This is a genomic window from Vibrio sp. SCSIO 43153, assembly GCF_023716625.1.
Taxonomy (GTDB): domain Bacteria; phylum Pseudomonadota; class Gammaproteobacteria; order Enterobacterales; family Vibrionaceae; genus Vibrio; species Vibrio rotiferianus.
The window spans coordinates 2018502-2037857 of sequence record NZ_CP071855.1 but is presented as its reverse complement, the minus strand read 5'-3'; the positions used below and the strand labels follow the sequence as shown (position 1 = coordinate 2037857).

The following is a 19356-nucleotide window of genomic DNA, read 5'->3' as shown; positions in this document are numbered from 1 at the left end:
AAGGATATGACACAAATGTGAAAAGTTATTTGTCAGTAAGTGCGTCTAAGAAGCGTTCTGCATCTAAAGCTGCCATGCAGCCAGTACCTGCAGAGGTGATTGCTTGACGGTAGTTATGATCCATCACGTCGCCTGCTGCAAACACACCTTCGATGCTGGTTTGCGTTGCGTTACCTTCAAGACCAGATTGAACGAGGATGTAACCATCTTTCATATCGACTTGGCCTTCGAAGATTTGCGTGTTTGGTTGGTGACCGATTGCGATGAATGCACCCATTACATCGATATCTTCTGTCGCACCACTGTTCACGTCTTTAATGCGAACACCCGTTACACCCATGTCGTCGCCTAGCACTTCATCTAGAGTACGGTCGGTATGAAGAACGATATTACCGCTTTCAACTTTATCCATCAGGCGTTTTACAAGGATCTTCTCAGCGCGGAATGAATCACGGCGGTGGATCAGGTGAACTTCTGATGCAATGTTTGATAGATAAAGCGCTTCTTCTACAGCAGTATTACCACCGCCCACAACCGCCACTTTCTGATTGCGGTAGAAGAAACCATCACAAGTTGCACAAGCTGAAACGCCGCGGCCTTTAAATGCTTCTTCAGATTCAAGACCTAGGTATTTCGCTGATGCGCCAGTAGAGATGATTAACGCATCACAAGTGTACTCACCAGAGTCACCTTTAAGACGGAATGGACGTTGAGACAGATCCACTTCGTTGATGTGATCGAACACGATTTCTGTTTCGAATCGTTCTGCGTGTTCTTTCATGCGTTCCATCAAACCTGGGCCAGTAAGACCTTCTGCGTCACCAGGCCAGTTTTCTACTTCAGTTGTGGTCGTTAGCTGACCACCTTGCTGCATTCCCGTTACTAGCACAGGGTTTAAGTTAGCACGCGCTGCGTATACTGCTGCGGTGTAACCTGCTGGGCCAGAACCAAGAATTAATAATTTACAGTGTTTTACGTCGCTCATTATGGCTCCATAGAGGGCTGAACATTTCTCCCGATTGTATGGAAATTCTTAGTGCTTTAAAAGCATAAACGAAAGGAGCGGATCGAATTATTGGTTATAGGTTAGAACTTGCTGATGTTTATGGAGAGGCGTTCCAGACTAGAATAAAATTCTGTTTATAGTAGAGAGTTCTAGTTTCAAATACTGCGCAAGCTCCGTTCTGAATGTTTAAACTGCTGTTGATATTAATTGTAGTGCTAAGTGTCGTTTTTTCTTTTTTGTTGAAGCTATCAACGTCAAATTCTGGTAATTGCAGAATATTTGCGTATCCTAATATGTAAATTAAATGTTAATTTAAACAAGCTAAATGTGCCTCATTAAAGGAGCCAATGATGTTACATTCACGAGAGAACACCCTACATTTAACTCAGCTCAGCATGGCAGCGATTGAGCAACTTTCTCCTTCCTTCGAAGGCCTACCTCGTACGGAACACGCCGACGGCCAATATCGTCTTCGTCGTTACTCTGTCGTTGGGTTTGAAAACGGTCAGGTGGTCGATTTAAACAAGAACAGCTTTGTACAATCTTCTGATATCAACCGTTTCCAAGGTGATGTGATTCGCCAGTTTGAGCCGATTGAAAAAGGGATTCTTTCCAGTGAAGGTTTCCGTGAAATGTGTGAGTTGTTCGTTAACGCAAACCATTTACCAGACGGTCAGGAAATCGAGATCCATCAAATTCGAATTACCGCGATTTACGATGAAACCCAAGTTGCACCGGAAGGGGTACACCAAGATGGTTTTGACCACATCGCGTTAGTAGGCGTAGGGCGTCACAACATCATGGGTGGCGACATCATGCTATACAGCAGCCACAACCAAGCGCCTTTTTTCCGTAAAGTATTGGAAAACGGTGAAGTGGCAATGTTGGCAGACAGCAAATTATGGCACAACGCCGTACCAATTCGCTCAGTGATTAATGATCAAGAAGGTCATATGGACGTATTTGTACTGACAGCGACGGACAAGCGAAATGAACTTCAATCTTAACCAAATTCGAGAGCAGTTTCCGGCATTAGCCCAATATCACAACGATCGGCCAGTGACGTTTTTTGATGGCCCTGGCGGATCACAAGTGCCGCAGTCGGTGTTAGACAGTATGGTGAGTTACCTTGGGCATTTTAACTCTAATCTCGGTGGGCACTATTTCTCGAGTCAAGCGACGGTTGACGTTATGCAATCCGCTCGTGAGTCTGCGCAAGCACTGCTCAATGCACCTTCATCCGGTAATATCGTTTTTGGTGCCAATATGACGTCACTGACTTTCCAATTAAGCCGTGCGATCAGTCGCGATTGGAAAGAGGGAGATGAAATCATTGTCTCGGCATTAGATCACTACTCCAATGTATCGAGCTGGCAGCAAGCCGCAGAAGACAAAGGCGTCATTGTTCACCAAGTGAGAATCAACGAACATGACTGTACGTTAGATCTAGAACATCTGCAAAGTCTGCTGAGCGAAAAAACTCGCTTAGTCGCTGTGACTTACGCATCGAATACCACCGGCTCAATTGTCGACATTCATCAAGTGGTAGAACTGGCGCATCGCATTGGTGCTCAGGTTTATGTGGATGCTGTTCATTATGCGCCGCACCACTTAGTCGATGTGCAAGCTATAGGGTGTGATTTCTTGGCGTGTTCAGCATATAAGTTTTTTGGACCACATGTCGGTATTGCTTACATTGCTGACCAATGGTTGCACAGTATCAAACCGTATAAAGTGGAACCTGCAACGAATATTGGACCAGGACGCTTCGAAACAGGAACGCAGAGTTTTGAAGGTTTAGCAGGCGTGACTGCTGCTATCGAATACTTAGCGCAATTTGGTGATGAAGGTGCATCACTTCGTCAGCGTTTAGAGCAAAGCTACGCGTTATATAATCAGCATGAACAGCAACTAAGTGCGCATTTCTTACAGCGTCTGGGTGCGCTTGATGGGGTGAATCTGTTTGGCATTAACAATGAAAGTAGCCAACTGAGGACACCCACGTTTGCTCTTACGTTTGATAAATACGCTCCAGAGTTCATTGCTAAAACGTTGGGTGAGCACAATATTTGCGTTTGGAATGGGCACTTCTATGCACTAGGACTCGTTCGCCAGTTAGGCTTAGAAGAGTCGGGTGGTGTGGTGCGAATTGGTTGTATGCACTACAACACAACCGCAGAGATCGATATGTTGTTTGATGTGTTAGAGAGCATACTCGACGCGTAATCATCGACGATTCCACAAATCAAAAGCTCGAGCACTTGGCTCGAGCTTTTTTGTTTTTATAGAGTGAAGGTGGGCTTATTCGCTCACTTCAACCTCATAAGAGGTGAACTTACGCACGTTGATCACGCCAGTATCAAAGATCAGGTATTGGCCTTTAATGCCTTGCAGCGTACCCGTAACAACTGGGTTTTTATCGAAGTTGTGCGAAGTAATTTTGGTAGGATGCCGCTGAACAGGGTAGCTTAGGGCAGTGATATTCTCACTTAGCACTTCGATCGCGTCGTCACCGTACTGTTGCTTAATCTCTGCGATTTTATCTTCCACTAATGGCAGCAGTTCTGCGAAGCGTTCTTGCAGCTCAATTGGCTTACCATCGCCCTTAAGTAGCGTTCGCCAGTTAGTCTTATCGGCGATGTGTTTTGCTAGCTCGATTTCAATCAAACCAGAGATATGACGAGTTTTCACTTTGAAGATAGGCAGACCTTGTGTCGCGCCTTGATCGATCCAACGGGTCGGAATTTGCGTGTGGCGCGTGATGCCCACTTTCAAACTTGATGTGTTAGATAGGTAAACGAAGTGGTCCACCATACAGTTTTCTTCACCCCATTGTGGCTCGCGACAGGTGCCTTGTGCGTAGTGACAAGTTTCTGGCTTCATGATGCACATGTCGCAACTCGCCAACTTCTTCATACAAACAAAGCAGTGGCCTTGAGAGTAGCTCTTCTTGGTTTTCTTACCGCAAGAACAACAGTAGATGTTGCCAGTGTGAGTTAGGGTGAGGGTTTGACCGAGAAATGGGCTTAGATCCACTTCTTCATCACCCACAGGAAGACGGTAGCTCACGGCACCATCAAGGGAAGCACGCATTTTGTTTAGCGTACCTGTAGCAATTATTGACATGACATTACTCATTATTGTGTTTTTGCACAGTATACCAGAATGGCTTGCTCACTGCTTGTAGCACATGCTTGTGAAGTGTTTCGCAAACCAGTATTTAATTAAGTCCTAATGTTTTATGGAATAAATATCACAAGTTACGATTGTTGTTGTTTCATCGCTGAGATCATTGTTCTTTAGGTGTTTTAGAGTCTTGATAAATATCTTTATTTGAAGTTCGAAAAAACATTCAGTACATTGCACTATATAATCATCAATTACTCATGGCTGAAAATATGAAGTGGATACATAAACTCATTTTTGCCTTGTCTATATGCACTATTACCCTAGTCGCGCTTTATAGCCTGCTGGGCGATACTCGCAAATTGGTTGTGACTCCAGAGAAATATAAGTTCCATGCTACGAATGATTCCGCGGAAGGTGGGGCTAGTCAGTCGAGTATTAAGTGGGATGATGGTGACCTGCAGCTGAACTGCGATTTAAAGGAAAGTAGCTATGCTTGGCCTTACTGTGGGATCTCTATATACACAGACGTTAAAGAAGCAACCCAAGGTATTGATCTATCAAACTACCACACGGTTCGTATCAAGCTTCGTTATGCAGAGTCAGGTCAGGGAACAAAGAAAATAAGGTTGTACCTGAGAAACTTTAATGAAGTCTACTCAAGCCCACAAGATGAATACACAATCAAATACAACGGTATGCAGTTTGACTCCTCAGGCCATACACAAAGCATCGAGATTCCAATTCAAAACCTTCAGGTGATGACCTGGTGGCTAGCTGATAATAAAGTACCTATTGAGCATTCTGGGCCGGAGTTTTCAAATATCACTCGAATTGATTTAGCTACAGGAGCGGGTGCTGGACTAGGCCATCACAAAATCATCATCGAGAAAATGGAGTTTGAGGGAGCATATCTAGCCCAAGAAACGCTGTTGTTCACGTTACTGTTTTCATGGATGGCATTAGGGTTAGCATTCTCTTTAAACGAGTTGAGAAAAAGTAAGCGTGCTTTTGATAAAGCACAAAAGCGGCATCGTCATTTAGAAAGAACAAACAACACGTTGCGAGCGCAGAACTACGAGTTTGCAGAGTTAGCTCATCGAGATGCGTTGACCGGAGCAATGAACAGACACGCAGTTCGAAACTGGATGGAACAAAAAGCCCGCCAAGTGAGGTGGGGGACTGAGTCGTTCTCTATCTTGTACTTAGATTTAGATCATTTTAAAGCTGTTAATGATAAGTACGGACACCAAATGGGAGACGATGTGTTGCGAGAGTTCGTGATGGTTATTGCCAGCTCAATCCCAGAAGATCATCGTCTTGTTCGCTGGGGGGGAGAAGAATTTGTTGTCTTTTGTCCCGATTGCTCTGTTCATCAGGCCCAAGAAAGAGCAGAAAAGCTTAGAAAGAATGTAGAAAATCACCTTTGGATACATGGCGAAAAGTTAACTTGTAGTATTGGTGTTGCTGAGATGCAAAAGGAGCGAATGACTGAAGCGATGGCGAGGGCTGATGAAGCGCTTTATCAAGCGAAGCATAAGGGCCGCAATCGCGTTGAGGTTAACTTCGGGCTAGTTTCACTGAAGGTGGTGAAGTAGACCCTAGATATAAAAAAAGGTGGTCGTACGACCACCAAAAGGGAAACTGCTGAACATGACTAGGGGGTAGTAGTTAGGTACTCACATTGATTACCGAGAACAGCAGCTGTAGTGCTAAATTTCCTAAAGAGAGCTGCGTATAAACGCGGCTCTCTTTGTTTTTACCAGAACAACCAAGCGAATAAAGTAAGAGCGGCGATACAGGCGATGTTGAGCACCATACCGATTCGCATCATCTCTTGCTGCTTGATGTGACCAGTACCAAAAACAATGGCATTTGGTGGCGTCGCTACTGGAAGCATGAAGGCACAAGAAGCAGCAACAGCGATTAGGGCTGATAGAATCACTGGCGATAGACCAAGTGCTTCTGCAATGGTGGCGAAAACGGGTACTAATAGTGCGGCGCTTGCTGTATTACTTGCAAACTCAGTCAAAAATACTACGAAAGCGACGACAGACAGAATCGTAATAAGAATACCTGCTTGTTCTAGGAAGCCAGCTAGACCGTTAGCTAAGAATACGCTTGTACCCGTCGCTTTAAGTACGTTACTTAGACAGATACCGCCGCCGAATAAGATCAGTACGCCCCAATCGGTGGTTTTTTCAATGTCTTTCCACTCTACCGCGCGAGAAGCACCAAGCAAAAGAATCGCGCCAATCGCCACCAAAGTATCGAACTTCGCGAAGCCACCAAGCATTGCGTTAATTGGCTTGCTGAAAATCCAGAATGTAACTGTTAAGAGGAAAATCGCTAGGGTGATCTTCTTACCGTTTGTCCACTCAACAGGTTTGTGGTCAAGCTCGAACTCGTGACTCAAATCCGGCTTCGTCATGGTGTAAAGAATCAAAATTGCAATTGGCATCAGAATGAGTGAAATCGGCAAACCTAACTCCATCCATTCGGTAAAGCTCAGGCCAACTTCCGCAGCCGCGATGGCATTTGGTGGACTACCTACCAAAGTTGCTATACCACCAATAGAAGCACTGTATGCAATGCCTAGGAGTACAAATAGGTAGGTACTGTGGTTCTTTTTCGCATCCAATTTACTCATCACGCCTAAAACCAGCGGTAACATCATTGCGGTAGTCGCTGTGTTAGAAATCCACATTGACAGACCCGCGCTAACACCGAAAAGCATGAATACTGCGACAGACATTTTTCCGCGCGCAATGAGCAGTACCTTATCGGCAATTGCTTGATCGAGCTTTTGCTTATGTAGAGCGGCCGCTAAAGCAAAACCACCTAAAAATAAAAAGATGATTGAGTTAGAAAAGTTGTTTAGCGCGGTTTGGGTATTAAACACGCCAAGGAACACGGCGAGTAGAGGGACAAGCAACGCTGTGATACTAACGTGGATGGCTTCGGTTAACCAAAGTATCGCGACAAATACTAAGATACTCAAACCCGTTACTACTTTGGGGTCGAAAGGAAGGGTAGTGAGTAAGACTAAAAACAACACGATATTAGCGGTTAAAATCATACTGTTTCGGGTGAAGAACCAATTCTTCAATGTCACGGCGAGTGCGGTCATATTTGAGCTCCTTGTTCAGCGCCTTATTAATTATTTTTTATGGCAAAGTAACTGACTTGTTTTTATTTATTGATGAAATGTTACTTCGCTTGAGGCGTTAAAGTTGGAGAGTTTGGGGGAACTGTTACGGAAATGTGAGGTGAGGATTTAGAAATGGGTAGTAATCTACCCATAAGACATTTTACAACTGGTCTGAAGTGTTTGGTGTTTGGGGCTCTTCTTCCAAATTGGGCGTGCTCTCTAGCTCTTGTTGCTCATCGTGAGGGACGATAGGCTCTTGTGGGCCAAGAAATTTTGGTTGAGTGTTCATCACGTAAAGATCGAGAAATGCTTTAACTCGTGCGAGTAACTCCCTCATGCGCATAGAGGACTTCTGTTTTTGAGTATCCGGCCCTGCTACCGCTAGGCACTGTGCATCAATATTGTAGGCGTTTGCGATAAAGAGGGCGCGTTCACAATGAAATCTTTGAGTTACGATGAGAAAACGCTCAGAGGCAAAGATCTTTTTAGCTCGGACGATAGAGTCTAGAGTACGAAAGCCTGCATAGTCGAGATGAATTGATTCCTCAGGTACACCTGCCTTCAGCAAATCACGCTTCATCGTCCAAGGTTCATTATAAGAGCGATGCGCGTTGTCGCCGCTTAATAAAAACTGTTGCACTTTACCTTGATTGTAAAGGTCTATGGCAGCGTTGATACGATGGATATAGTAAGTATTCAGTATTCTCCCAATATACTTACTTGTGCCAAGGACGACGGCAACTTCATGGGAAGGTACTTGTTCATAAGACGTAAAAATACGATCCTCAGATTGTGTTGCAACCCAGCGATCAATGGCAAAAATTACCGTGATGAAGCTAACTAAAATGATCGACAAAATCAAAGCTATTCGCTTCCATGAAAGCAACAACAAGCACTTTGACTTTATCTGAGATAAAAACAAACCAGAGATATCCTTGAGTAATAAGATGTTTCTCATCATATCCGATAGTCAGGAAATTAGAGAAGTCCATTTATGCCAAAATCTGGTTAGAATGGTAAAAAAAAGCATAAAAAACAAAAGCCCCCGTACTGTGGGGGCTATTTATTGTGCATACTGTCTCAAAAACTAGAAGGCTGTGCGCTTATAGCGACGGTATACAGGCTGCCAGAATGCTTGTTCAATAGCATCATTTAGCGCTTCATCTGTGATTTCTAGCGCAACACCTTGCTCAATTGCTTTCTTCGCAACAGCGAATGCTATCTTCTTCGATACCAAGTGAATTTCTTCCAATGGTGGAAGTAGTGCGCCATTACCGTTGATAGCCAATGGTGAACATGTTGCCAACGCACGGCTTGATTCCATCAGCATTTCATCAGTTACGCGCTTCGCATTTACCGCAAGTACACCTAGCCCAATACCTGGGAAGATGTAGCTGTTGTTACATTGTGCGATAGGGTAAGTGCGGCCTTCATGAACCACCGGCTCAAATGGACTACCTGTTGCAACCAATGCTTCGCCGTTTGTCCAACGAATGATGTCGTTGGGTGTAGCTTCGACACGGCTTGTTGGGTTCGATAGTGGGAATACGATAGGGCGCGCACAGTGCTTGTGCATCTCTTTGATCACTTCCTCACTGAATAGGCCTGGAGCCCCGGAAACACCGACAAGAACGGTTGGTTTGGCATTATGCATTACATCTAGAAGCGAGAAACCAGTTCCTTCATTTTCCCACTTCTTAGTGTTGTCGAATTTCTGAACAAGACGCTGTTGGAAATCGAGAAGGTTAGGCATGCCTTCTTGCAATAGACCCCAGCGGTCAACCATGTACACTTGTGAACGTGCTTTCTCATCAGAAATCCCTTCTGACACCATTTGTGCGATGATCGCTTCTGCGATACCACAACCTGCTGAGCCAGCACCTAAGAAAGTAATACGTTGATCAGACAGCTTAGTGCCTGCCGCTTTACACGCCGCAAGCAGAGAACCTACTGTTACCGCAGCAGTGCCTTGGATGTCATCGTTGAAACAACAAATGCGATCTTTGTAGCGCTCTAGAAGCGGCATCGCATTTTTCTGTGCAAAGTCTTCGAATTGGATCAGAGCATCTGGCCAACGACGTTGCACTGCTTGGATGAACTCTTCCACAAATGCATCGTAATCAGGGCCCGTGATACGTGGATGGCGCCAACCCATGTACATAGGGTCTGCAAGACGTTGTGGGTTGTTCGTGCCCACATCCAATACGATTGGCAGTGTGTAAGCAGGGCTGATGCCACCACATGCGGTGTACAGAGCAAGCTTCCCGATAGGAATCCCCATGCCGCCGATACCTTGGTCACCCAAGCCCAAGATACGTTCGCCATCGGTTACCACGATAACTTTAACGTTGTGGTTTGCTGCATTGTTTAGCAGGTCATCGATACAGTCGCGGTTTGGGTACGAGATAAATAGGCCACGACCACGACGGTAAATATTAGAGAAGTTCTCACACGCGGCACCAACGGTCGGCGTATAGATGATAGGCATCATCTCAGAAATGTGATTTTGAACTAGGCGGTAGAACAGTGTTTCGTTGGTGTCCTGGATGTTACGCAGGTAAATGTGCTTATCCATGTCACTTTCAAAGTTTTTGTATTGTTGGTATGCACGCTCTACCTGCTCTTGGATGGTTTCTGTTGTTTCTGGTAGAAGACCTTCCAAGTTGAATGAACTACGTTCTTCTGCAGAGAACGCACTGCCCTTGTTCAAAAGAGGGGTCGCTAAAAGAGCCGGACCCGCATATGGGATATAGAGTGGGCGCTTGTCGTTGTTCATTAGGTGCCTTAAATGTAGGGTTGAAGGATGCGTGTAAAATTCTAACGGGTTCGCCATTTAGTTGTAAACATTCGTTGATGTACATCAACGTAATGTCGCAAAAAAATCTGCTTCTAGACGAAAATATCGTCACTGAATCGAGCATAGTGAATCTTAGAGCAGGGATTTCTGACTCTGGTATACTCCCTCGCTATCTAATATCACGTTCTAATCTATTATGTCTCAATTACCTATCGATAGCTTACAAGCTGAATTTGACCGACTGGTGAATCAACATCACTTGGTGGTAGAAGCCGAAACAGGTTCAGGTAAATCCACACGCTTGCCGCTTTGGGCTGCCAATCACGGTCGAGTATTGGTGATTGAGCCACGTCGAATTGCTTGTACATCTTTAGCTGAGTTTCTAGCTGAGCAATCCGGTCAACCGTTAGGTAAGCAGATTGGTTATGCGATTAAGCTTCATGCTCACTACGATGAAAACACCAATGTTGTGTTCGTGACACCCGGAGTTGCACTGCGCTGGTTCGCGGAAAATAAACTGGCTAGCTTCGATATCGTGATGGTGGACGAATTTCATGAACGCCGCTGGGACATTGATCTCCTTACGGCGATTTTAAAGCAAGAAAAACAGCACCGTTTGATTGTCACGTCTGCAACCTTAGAGGGCGAAAAGCTGGCGAATTATCTGGATGCAAAGCGCTTACGTTCTGAAGGACGATGTTTTCCTGTCACCGTGACCCATCGCTCGGAGGATAGTCGTTATTTGCCGAACAAAAAAGGTTGTGAGAACGATGTCGTTCGAACAGTGAAAGAAGCGCTAGAAGACGAAGAGGGTGATCTTCTTGTTTTCTTACCGGGTCGTAAAGAGATCACTCAATGTTCACAGATGCTGCAAAATCTCGATGATGTGCTGGTGGTAAAGTTACATGCTTCTGTCAGTGATGAAGAGCGCCACCGTGCACTGACAGTGCAAAAGCAACGCAAAGTCGTACTGGCTACTAATGTCGCGGAAACCTCTCTGACTATTCCAAATATTCGCGTCGTGATCGACAGTGGTTTGGAGCGCAGAACCGTACAACGAAATGGACGTACAGCACTGACGTTAACCAACATTTCTAAAGCCAGTGTAGCGCAGCGAATGGGGCGTGCAGGTCGTGTTGCTGAAGGGGTGTGCATTCGTTTGTTTGGTGAACATGCGCCGTTAGAATTAGTTACGCCGCCTGAATTGCATCGTGAAGAACTTGTAGAGCCAATGCTCGCAGCGGCTTGTTGTGGTTATAGACTTTCTGAACTTTCATTCCTTGATTCTGTGCCTGAAAAGTCACTCAACTCAGCACTCCAAATCCTGCAAGGGATGGAAGCGATCGACGATCAAGGTGATATCACCGAGCATGGTAAAAAAGTTTACCCTCTACCAATTGATGCCTTATTTGCGGATTTAGTGACTCGTATCCAAACCAAAGCAGAAAAAGAAGCGATGATTGACTTAGCAGCAGCGCTTTCTGTGCCGGCTCAGTTGTATCAATTGCAAGGCGGGGAATCGGCCGAAGCGTTAGCAATAGAAGAACCATTTGGCTGTGATGCCTCGATGATGATTCGCTTGGTGCGCGGGGAGCAACTGTCTGGCGTTAACATTGATCTGAACGTGTTTGAAGAAGCGCAAGGTTTAGCAAAGCAGATGCGAGAAGTATTTGAATTGCCAGAGCTTGAAGTCGCATCTCGATACAAGCGTGATGAGTTAACCAAAGCTATCGCCAAGTTACATCCTGAGCTTGTATTCGTGCGCCGAGAACGACGTCGTGATGCATTGGGTAATGGTTTGATGGAAATGATGGTCGGTCGTAACAGCCGTTTTCCTGATAGAAGCGAAGCAGCATTAGTGCTAGATAGCCATAGCGTTCCCGGAAGAGGTGTAAAGCAGACACTGAACCTTGCCTCTGTGATGTTACCTATTTCACTTAAGTTGCTGCGTGAATTAGAACTTGGTGAGTGGCAACAAGGTGAAACCAACTATGAGGAAGAAGCTCCGCGCGCCACCATGCACTTGATCTATGCAGGACGAACCATTTGCACTGAATACCAAGTGCTTCAAGGTGGTGTCGCTGTTCAATCCATCGTGGAGATGATTGAAGACGAAACACTACTGCCGGGTTTCGCCCCGTTAAGAAAACAACAAATACAACATTGGAAGATTTATAACACGCTTGGGTTAAATCAAGAGCCGATCGATAAAGCCACGCTTGATGATTTGTCTTTTTCAACTTGGCTCGTGGAACAGTTAGAAACGCTTGGCGTGGAAAGCATGGAAGACATTGAACTGTTTGAAGCGGACGACATCCCATTTGAAGGCATACCAGATTGGGAATATCAGGACTTTGCAGAGCAGTTTCCGCTTAAATTGCTGTTGGCTGAATTAAAACTCGACGTAGAGTACTTTGTATCTCGTAAGTTGGTTCATGTTATTTACACAGATGGCAATCGAAAGGGAGATCCTAAACGCTGGGAGTTACCTCGTTGGTCAGGTTGGAAAGTGCAGTACAAAAAAGCCAGTCGTGTCATCGATGTGAAGTAGCCTTCAACGAGATAGCGAGATTTTTGTACTGGAACGGTATTTGCTACAGATACCGTTCTTTTTATTTATGGCTCAAGTATATGAGCTTAATAGGAATACAATTGCCGCTCTGTGGGCGGCGAGAATAGGAGAGTAATGAAATTTAAAATCCTTCCGCTTCTTTTGTTTCCAATGTTTGTGCAGAGCAAAAGCCTCACTAACATTGCAACATACGAAGACAACTATGTATTAGGTACGTACACGACAGATATTAATAGAGATGTTTTGAGAGGAAAGGCTGAGGACGTCGATCAACTTCAGCAATTTGAAGTAAAGTTCCAACTCTCCGCATCAGTGCCAGTGTATCGCTTTAACTCGGGTACTGCTGTGCTAGCTTCCTATACCCAAAAATCTTTGTGGCAGTTGGCGAACAACGATATTTCTTCACCTTTTAGAGAAACCAACTACAAGCCTCAAGTCTTTTTGGCACATCAGTCGAACATGTTGCTCTTTAACCATTTAGAGACAGGGTACATGCATGAGTCAAATGGTCAGTCGACAGCCTTATCGCGCAGTTGGGATCGTCTTTACTTATCTTTGGAACGCGTGTCCGGACCGATCGAATATGGCGTTCAAGGTTGGTGGGTATTTAAGTCTGAACATGATGATATGGAGGACTTTTATGCACCATATAAACTTTGGAGCAAATTCTATACTGGGCCTGGCGTAATCGATGCTCGGGGTTTTTATAACTTCTCATCGGATAAAGGTGGGGTTGAACTTGGTTATACGCACTCGATTAACGATATTTTAGGTATCTATCTACAGGGTTATCACGGGTATGGTGAAACCTTGATCGATTACAACCACTCTCAGACTCGTCTTGGGCTTGGTATTAAACTTATGAATTTATAAATATTTTCTATCTGATTTACTAATGAAGTCGCCTTTTCTTTACCCATTAAAATATTAATCAATTGAATGCTTATATATGGCGAAGCTGTACATCGATTGTTACAAGTCTGGTTCTTATATTTCCTTTTGAATGTAAATTAGGGCATAAAAGACTATTGTCTTATATCCTATTGCTATATCAAAACAGTTGAACGATATTTGGTATATCTAATAAAAAGCGTGTCGAGGCCTATGATGGAACAACAAGGAAAGAGAAGCATTGAGTTCGACTACACTAGCTTTCTAGGCGCATCTGGTAGCAAAAAGTGGACCTTTCTAGAAGCGTTTTCCACCATCGCTCCTATTTTTGGCATAATGTGGAAACAGAACATCGCGGAATTAACACAGCCCGAAGATCGTCTTTGGGAAGCTGCATTGAAATCGATGTCTTCACGTCAGAGTGATGAGTCTAATTTGGTTACTTTAGTGAGGTTAGCGCAAGGTGAAGGTATACATGAGCTGCGCGTGGTTATGCCTTATGCTTTGGAGGCTCAGCAAATTGAGTACATTGAACAAAGAAGTAAACTCAAAATAGAGAGTAGTGAACCGGATGTTTTGACTGTCAAACTTTAGCCTTTCTTTTTCTTCACTTTAAACATCTAATAACAAGCGACTGATCCGACAGTCGCTTTTTTGTCTCCAAAAGCAACATTTCCCTATTTGTTATTAATGCAGAATTGATAATAAGTGTGATGAATATAGAGTATTTACACTTAATTTAACATTTTTGTAACGTTTTGACATGCAATTGTCATAACGTGCTTCTAAGTTTGTGTTTCACAAACAATGTTTAGACGCTATTTGTGATTGATAACTTATTCGCATTAGGCCGAACAATCGCTCTTAGCGAAAGGAATAAAAAATAACAAGGGAAGTTAATATGTCTTTGTCACGTAGAGATTTTATCAAAGCCATGTCTTCGACAGCAGTTGCAACTGGTCTAGTTGGATGTAATAGCGATGATGATACGTTAGTCGCGAGTGCAGCTTTTGAGCATGGGGTCGCGAGCGGGGATCCAACACAAAGCCAAGTCATTATTTGGACGCGAGTCTCAACCGAGGCAGCAAACGTCGACGTAGAGTGGCAAGTTGCTTCTGATATGAATTTTTCAGATGTCGTTCAGCAAGGCGTGTTTTCAACTGATACCAGTCGAGACTTTACCGTAAAAGTTGATGTGATGAACCTCAACGCCAACACCAAATACTATTATCGCTTCCTGGTTGGAGACGCTTCAAGTGTTATTGGAGAGACGCACACTCTACCGGAGGGCGCTATTGATGAAATATCAATGGCCGTCGTATCGTGTGCGAATTATCCAGCGGGTTATTTCAATGTTTATCGTGAAATCATTAACCAACATAAAAGCAAATCTATCGATGTGGTTTTACATTTGGGGGACTATATCTATGAATATGGTTCAGGTGAATACGCGACTGAGAATGCTACTGCTCTTGGTAGAGAGCCAAGCAAAGGGACAGAATGTGTCACATTAGAAGACTATCGAGCTCGTTACGCACAGTATCGACAAGATTCTGATTTGCAGGAACTGCATGCGACTTTACCAATGATTGCCGTTTGGGATGATCACGAACTCGCGAACGATGCTTGGAAAGAAGGCGCCGAAAACCATCAAGATTCAGAGGGGAGTTTTTATGATCGTCGAGCGGCAGCAGCTGCTGCTTGGGTAGAGTGGCTACCAGTACGTGAAAACCCAATATCAAACATGTTGATATATAGGCAGTTCGCGTTTGGTGACCTTGTTAACCTGATGATGCTTGATACTCGCTTGGTAGGACGTGATAAGCCTTTAGACTACTTTTCCATGTCACCCCCTTCAATGGAGGGTATTGCTCAACTTGTGGCTGAGTCGAGAGCAAGCGACAGAGAGCTTCTTGGGATGGACCAGTTAGGGTGGTTAGTTGAGCAGTTTACAACTAACAACTCAAAGTGGAACGTGTTAGGCCAGCAAGTACTAATGTCGAAGATGGAAATTCCAAGCAGCGTCATGCTAGCGATGTTTCAACTCTTTACCGCCACAGATGAGCAGAAATCGGCAGCGTTGTTAGCCGTTAACGCTGCAATGACAGCGTATCTAGCTGACCCAAGCTCAGACCCAGTGACATTACCGTATAACCTTGATGCGTGGGATGGTTACTATGTTGAACGAGAAAAGCTGTACCAGTTAGCACAATCCGTTTCTGGCAATTTCGTTTGTCTAGCAGGGGATACCCATAACGCATGGACAAGCGAGCTGGCAGATATGTCGGGTAATCCCATCGGTGTGGAGTTTGCAACAAGCTCTGTCAGTTCTCCCGGTTTAGAGGCTTATTTAGGATTGGATCCGGTTGCGATTGCTCAAATGGAGTTTACGCTTCCTCACTTATCGAAGGAGCTTCAATGGACAGATATTAAACAGCGTGGTTTTATGCGCGTAACCTTCACTCCGGAAAAAGCAGAATCAACGTGGTACATGGTCTCGACTATTACAGATAAAGAGTATCGAGTTACGACTAAGTCAGCTTCTACTACCGATGGTGTAACGTTAGATATTGGGTAGCGTGTTGTTTCTAATGGTTTTCTGCTTTACTCAAAGATAGACAAAGCAAGCAGTTTATACTGCTGGCTTTGTTTTGATAAGGAGGTGAACTTTACAATATCGAGTAATAAAGTTGTTAGTCAATTTCAAACAATAGTAGTTTCCGTCGAAATATGATGAATCAATATCTTTTTATTTAGGTTGATAAGTGTAGCTTTAGTAGTGTTTAAAATCTATTGAATAAATAATTTAAAATGAAGAAAATTATTTTATTTAAATTTGTATTTTTCATTGTGCTAATTATGAGTATTTCATTTATGTTCGATTTTTTTAAGCCTTACAAGTTGAAAATTAGTCCGGAGGTAAACGGTGTTATCAAGAAGCAAGGTGAACCAGTCAAGAATATGGAAGTTACTCTTCTCGCAGGCTTGAATGACTATAAGGAAGTTATTGTATTTACGGATAGAGACGGCCGATTTCACTTTGATGAATTAATACAAGGATTATGGTTTAAGCCGTCAGCTTTAAATACGAATGTTATAGGAATACAAATAACCGCAAAGTTCAACAACCATGATGTACTTCTGTGGTCATCAGATTCTGGGTTATCAATTCATGACTATATAACCAATAACCTTAAAAGTTTGGAGTGTGATATTGAGAGCCAAGAATCTGAGTATCATTTCAAAAATCGAGTTGTAGAAAAAGGCGCTGATCATTTGGTTTTTGGAGTTTGCAAACTAAGCGGCTTCGATAGCAAATATCAAGAAGAGGAATAAAAATGCCTAAGTTAACCCCTGTTTTATCTTCACAACTAGCTTATTTACCTTATCAACTCATCACCAATACAGATAATAAATACTTAAAAGTGAGCGGTGATATAAAACGACAATTTATATTCAATAAGGAGAAGGCCAGTTTTCATGGTAAAACAGGTGGAATTTTTGGAATAGGGAGAAAATCAGAAGGGTTTGCGCTAGTTGGAATAGGTAAAGGCAAATATAAGGAAGAAATGGTTGTAACTGTTCGTGGGACTAAAACTATTCATAACTGGATTACAAATGGAAATATAGGACTAAAGGGTTCACCGAATGGAGCTATTGCTCATTCTGGGTTTGTGAATGCTTTTTATTCCATAAAACCTGATTTGAATCGATTCATATTATCTCAACCTCATATGCCTAAGCACATACATTGCGTAGGCCATAGCTTAGGTGGTGCGTTAGCTTCATTAGTTTCTGACTGGATAACTGAAGAGTTTAAAATCCCTGTCAGTTTGTATACTTTTGGAGCGCCAAGAATAGGGCAAGAGAGTTATGCAAGAAAATCAGAGACCAGAAATACGAATATTTTCCGATGTACACATGGAGCTGACCCTGTACCCCTTATTCCACTATGGCCATTTATTCATGCACCATTCTCAAATAAAGAGTATAGGTTGGATGATAGTTGTGGGCTTTATTTTTCTACACACGGAATGGGCCCCAATGACGTCCCTGGATATATAAATACAGCTAAATGTAACAGTTGGGATGAGCTGAAAGAGCAATCTGTAGCTTATCTAAATAAGCCAGTGAGATTAAATTTTGATAATAGGCATCAAGCTGCTTATACGTCTAGGTGGGCAAATTTGCTGAGCGCAGCTCTGGTAACTCTGCTAAATGATGCAGGCCCTCGACATGCTAAAGCAATGGAAATACAGGCCAGATTATCCGGTGGCATGACGTTTTATGATAAGTTGGCCAAAGAGTTAGAAGGTATTGTGTCAGCGTCTGACAAGTTAAGAGATCAAACTATTGGCTTGTTAGGGCATATGCTTGTCTTTGCGGGCCGTGCAGTCAGTAAGATAACTGACTTATCTTCGAGTTTTATTCGGTGGGTTTTTAAAGTAACAATCGACAAGTTGTATTCAACTGCAAAGCAAGCATTTGATAGTATATTTTGAGATTGCTTTGTGTAACCGAGAGTTAAAGTAATTCGTATGCTATTGTGAGAGATAGTTTAATATCAAGCTTAGATTAAGTTTTTGATTTATTAATAGTTTGAGCAAAAAAGTCCGCATTTTGCGGACTTTTTATTTGGTTCATTTTAACCATTCATTTTAGAGATAAAGTTAGTCGATCAAACCGTACTCTTTGCTTAAGATCTCAATGATCTCCGCTTTGGGGTTGTCACTTAACGTGATTGGCTGACCAGTGATTTTTTCTGCGATACCGATGTAAGTTCGTGAGATGTCCATCAAAGAGTCAACAGGCAGGTCGTTATCACGAGCGAGCGCTTCGCGTTCTGGCATTCGTTCTTTGTTAAGCAGAATATCAGGGTCAGGGAAGTGGTTTAGCAAGAACTGACGGAAACCTTCTTTCGAGTTCTCTACGATATTGCCCGCTTGGTATTCTTTTGTATCCCAAATGCGTGAAGAGTCTGGCGTGCCTACTTCATCCATGTAAATCAGCTTTTCGTTACCTGCCGCATCGTGCACATAACCAAATTCAAATTTAGTATCAACGAACGTTTGGTCGATGGCGTTAAGGGCATCACTGATTACATTAAAACCCTCTTTTAGTAGCTTCTCGTATTGTGCAATGTCTTCTGCATTAGAGAAGTTAAAGGCTTCGAAGTTATCTACGATGTTTTGGCGAGTGATGTTCACGTCATCCGCTTCAGGTACGCCGGGAATGCCTTTCAAGATACCTTTGGTTGAAGGTGTCATTAGTAATTCAGGTAGCGCTTTATCTTTCTCAAGACCTTCAGGAAGCTGAATACCACAGAACTCGCGCTCGCCATTTGAATAAGCGCGCCACATAGAACCAGTAATGTATTTACGACAGATCGCTTCAATCTTCACTGGCTTCGCTTTTTGCACAATCCAAACGAATGGGTGAGGGATGTCTAAGATATGGCTATCAGCAAGACCGTTGTCTTTAAACAATTTGAACCAGTGGTTAGAAATCGCGTTTAGTGCCGCCCCTTTTCCTGGAACGCCTTTTAGCCCACCTTCGCCGTGCCAGATACAATCGAATGCGGAGATACGGTCACTGATCACCATGATTGCCAGTGGGGCATCAGGAGCAACATCGTATCCTTTTTCTTTGATCAGTCGTGCGCTGTCTTTTTCAGTTAACCAGTATACAGAGCGAACTTTTCCGCTGTGTACAGGCTTGTGGGTGCGAATTGGCAGGTCGTCATTGACGGCAAGTACTTGATTAGCAAGGCTCATTGCGACATTCCTATCATCTTAATCAAACGTCATAAAGAG

General features: G+C 43.6%; 15 protein-coding genes. 9 read left to right on the top strand and 6 right to left on the bottom strand.

The window, feature by feature from the left end; translation table 11 throughout:
- Positions 1 to 25 precede the first annotated feature (25 nt).
- Positions 26 to 985 (bottom strand): thioredoxin-disulfide reductase, encoded by a 960-nt coding sequence (gene trxB / locus J4N37_RS09895; protein ID WP_009705851.1) that lies wholly within the window; start codon positions 983 to 985, stop codon positions 26 to 28.
- A 371-nt stretch (positions 986 to 1356) separates the two neighbouring features.
- Here trxB and J4N37_RS09890 point away from each other — a divergent pair, with 371 nt between their 5' ends.
- Positions 1357 to 2013, top strand: a complete 657-nt coding sequence (locus tag J4N37_RS09890) for a 2OG-Fe dioxygenase family protein (RefSeq protein ID WP_009705852.1) — start codon at positions 1357 to 1359, stop codon at positions 2011 to 2013.
- The gene (locus tag J4N37_RS09885) at positions 1997 to 3232 is read left to right on the top strand and encodes a cysteine desulfurase-like protein (protein ID WP_252040777.1); all 1236 of its coding nucleotides are present in this window, start codon (positions 1997 to 1999) and stop codon (positions 3230 to 3232) included. Before J4N37_RS09890 ends, J4N37_RS09885 begins: the two co-directional genes overlap by 17 nt.
- A 75-nt stretch (positions 3233 to 3307) precedes the next feature.
- Here J4N37_RS09885 and J4N37_RS09880 read toward each other — a convergent pair whose 3' ends face one another.
- A complete protein-coding gene (locus J4N37_RS09880; RefSeq protein WP_252040775.1) occupies positions 3308 to 4132 on the bottom strand; it encodes a DUF2797 domain-containing protein in 825 nt (274 codons plus the stop codon).
- 272 nt (positions 4133 to 4404) lie between these two features.
- Between J4N37_RS09880 and J4N37_RS09875 the strand changes: the two genes are divergently transcribed.
- Complete coding sequence (locus J4N37_RS09875) at positions 4405 to 5730, top strand: GGDEF domain-containing protein (RefSeq protein ID WP_252040773.1); 1326 nt, start codon at positions 4405 to 4407, stop codon at positions 5728 to 5730.
- Between the two features lie 161 nt (positions 5731 to 5891).
- On the opposite strand, the gene J4N37_RS09870 is transcribed toward J4N37_RS09875, so the two are convergent.
- From J4N37_RS09870 to J4N37_RS09860, 3 genes are all read right to left on the bottom strand, one after another.
- Entirely contained in the window at positions 5892 to 7262 is a 1371-nt protein-coding gene (locus J4N37_RS09870; protein WP_010448608.1) for an SLC13 family permease, read from the bottom strand.
- Between the two features lie 181 nt (positions 7263 to 7443).
- Positions 7444 to 8205, bottom strand: coding sequence for a SanA/YdcF family protein (locus J4N37_RS09865; RefSeq protein ID WP_252040771.1), 762 nt, complete (start codon positions 8203 to 8205; stop codon positions 7444 to 7446).
- Positions 8206 to 8370: 165 nt separating this feature from the next.
- Entirely contained in the window at positions 8371 to 10059 is a 1689-nt protein-coding gene (locus tag J4N37_RS09860; protein ID WP_038887680.1) for an NAD-dependent malic enzyme, read from the bottom strand.
- 217 nt (positions 10060 to 10276) lie between these two features.
- Here J4N37_RS09860 and J4N37_RS09855 point away from each other — a divergent pair, with 217 nt between their 5' ends.
- From J4N37_RS09855 to J4N37_RS09830, 6 genes are all read left to right on the top strand, one after another.
- A complete protein-coding gene (locus J4N37_RS09855; RefSeq protein WP_252040769.1) occupies positions 10277 to 12631 on the top strand; it encodes a helicase-related protein in 2355 nt (784 codons plus the stop codon).
- Positions 12632 to 12766: 135 nt separating this feature from the next.
- The gene (locus J4N37_RS09850; RefSeq protein ID WP_138942109.1) at positions 12767 to 13525 is read left to right on the top strand and encodes a phospholipase A; all 759 of its coding nucleotides are present in this window, start codon (positions 12767 to 12769) and stop codon (positions 13523 to 13525) included.
- 234 nt (positions 13526 to 13759) lie between these two features.
- On the top strand, positions 13760 to 14137 hold the full coding sequence (locus tag J4N37_RS09845) for a hypothetical protein (RefSeq protein WP_029560994.1): 378 nt from the start codon (positions 13760 to 13762) through the stop codon (positions 14135 to 14137).
- A gap of 307 nt (positions 14138 to 14444) precedes the next feature.
- Positions 14445 to 16121, top strand: coding sequence for an alkaline phosphatase D family protein (locus J4N37_RS09840; RefSeq protein ID WP_252040767.1), 1677 nt, complete (start codon positions 14445 to 14447; stop codon positions 16119 to 16121).
- A 233-nt stretch (positions 16122 to 16354) separates the two neighbouring features.
- A complete protein-coding gene (locus tag J4N37_RS09835; protein WP_252040765.1) occupies positions 16355 to 16879 on the top strand; it encodes a DUF6795 domain-containing protein in 525 nt (174 codons plus the stop codon).
- 2 nt (positions 16880 to 16881) lie between these two features.
- A complete protein-coding gene (locus tag J4N37_RS09830; protein WP_252040763.1) occupies positions 16882 to 18045 on the top strand; it encodes a lipase family protein in 1164 nt (387 codons plus the stop codon).
- A 168-nt stretch (positions 18046 to 18213) separates the two neighbouring features.
- Here J4N37_RS09830 and J4N37_RS09825 read toward each other — a convergent pair whose 3' ends face one another.
- Positions 18214 to 19317 (bottom strand): phosphoribosylaminoimidazolesuccinocarboxamide synthase, encoded by a 1104-nt coding sequence (locus J4N37_RS09825; protein WP_252040762.1) that lies wholly within the window; start codon positions 19315 to 19317, stop codon positions 18214 to 18216.
- Between the last annotated feature and the right edge of the window lie 39 nt (positions 19318 to 19356).

What these genes read in the sequence shown, in the direction of transcription:
- J4N37_RS09880 (WP_252040775.1), bottom strand. Translation starts at nt 4,132, where the DNA reads ATGTCAATAATTGCTACAGGTACGCTAAACAAAATGCGTGCTTCCCTT.
- J4N37_RS09840 (WP_252040767.1), top strand. Translation starts at nt 14,445, where the DNA reads ATGTCTTTGTCACGTAGAGATTTTATCAAAGCCATGTCTTCGACAGCA.
- trxB (WP_009705851.1), bottom strand. Translation starts at nt 985, where the DNA reads ATGAGCGACGTAAAACACTGTAAATTATTAATTCTTGGTTCTGGCCCA.
- J4N37_RS09855 (WP_252040769.1), top strand. Translation starts at nt 10,277, where the DNA reads ATGTCTCAATTACCTATCGATAGCTTACAAGCTGAATTTGACCGACTG.
- J4N37_RS09845 (WP_029560994.1), top strand. Translation starts at nt 13,760, where the DNA reads ATGGAACAACAAGGAAAGAGAAGCATTGAGTTCGACTACACTAGCTTT.
- J4N37_RS09830 (WP_252040763.1), top strand. Translation starts at nt 16,882, where the DNA reads ATGCCTAAGTTAACCCCTGTTTTATCTTCACAACTAGCTTATTTACCT.
- J4N37_RS09860 (WP_038887680.1), bottom strand. Translation starts at nt 10,059, where the DNA reads ATGAACAACGACAAGCGCCCACTCTATATCCCATATGCGGGTCCGGCT.
- J4N37_RS09890 (WP_009705852.1), top strand. Translation starts at nt 1,357, where the DNA reads ATGTTACATTCACGAGAGAACACCCTACATTTAACTCAGCTCAGCATG.
- J4N37_RS09870 (WP_010448608.1), bottom strand. Translation starts at nt 7,262, where the DNA reads ATGACCGCACTCGCCGTGACATTGAAGAATTGGTTCTTCACCCGAAAC.
- J4N37_RS09875 (WP_252040773.1), top strand. Translation starts at nt 4,405, where the DNA reads ATGAAGTGGATACATAAACTCATTTTTGCCTTGTCTATATGCACTATT.
- J4N37_RS09850 (WP_138942109.1), top strand. Translation starts at nt 12,767, where the DNA reads ATGAAATTTAAAATCCTTCCGCTTCTTTTGTTTCCAATGTTTGTGCAG.
- J4N37_RS09885 (WP_252040777.1), top strand. Translation starts at nt 1,997, where the DNA reads ATGAACTTCAATCTTAACCAAATTCGAGAGCAGTTTCCGGCATTAGCC.
- J4N37_RS09825 (WP_252040762.1), bottom strand. Translation starts at nt 19,317, where the DNA reads ATGAGCCTTGCTAATCAAGTACTTGCCGTCAATGACGACCTGCCAATT.
- J4N37_RS09835 (WP_252040765.1), top strand. Translation starts at nt 16,355, where the DNA reads ATGAAGAAAATTATTTTATTTAAATTTGTATTTTTCATTGTGCTAATT.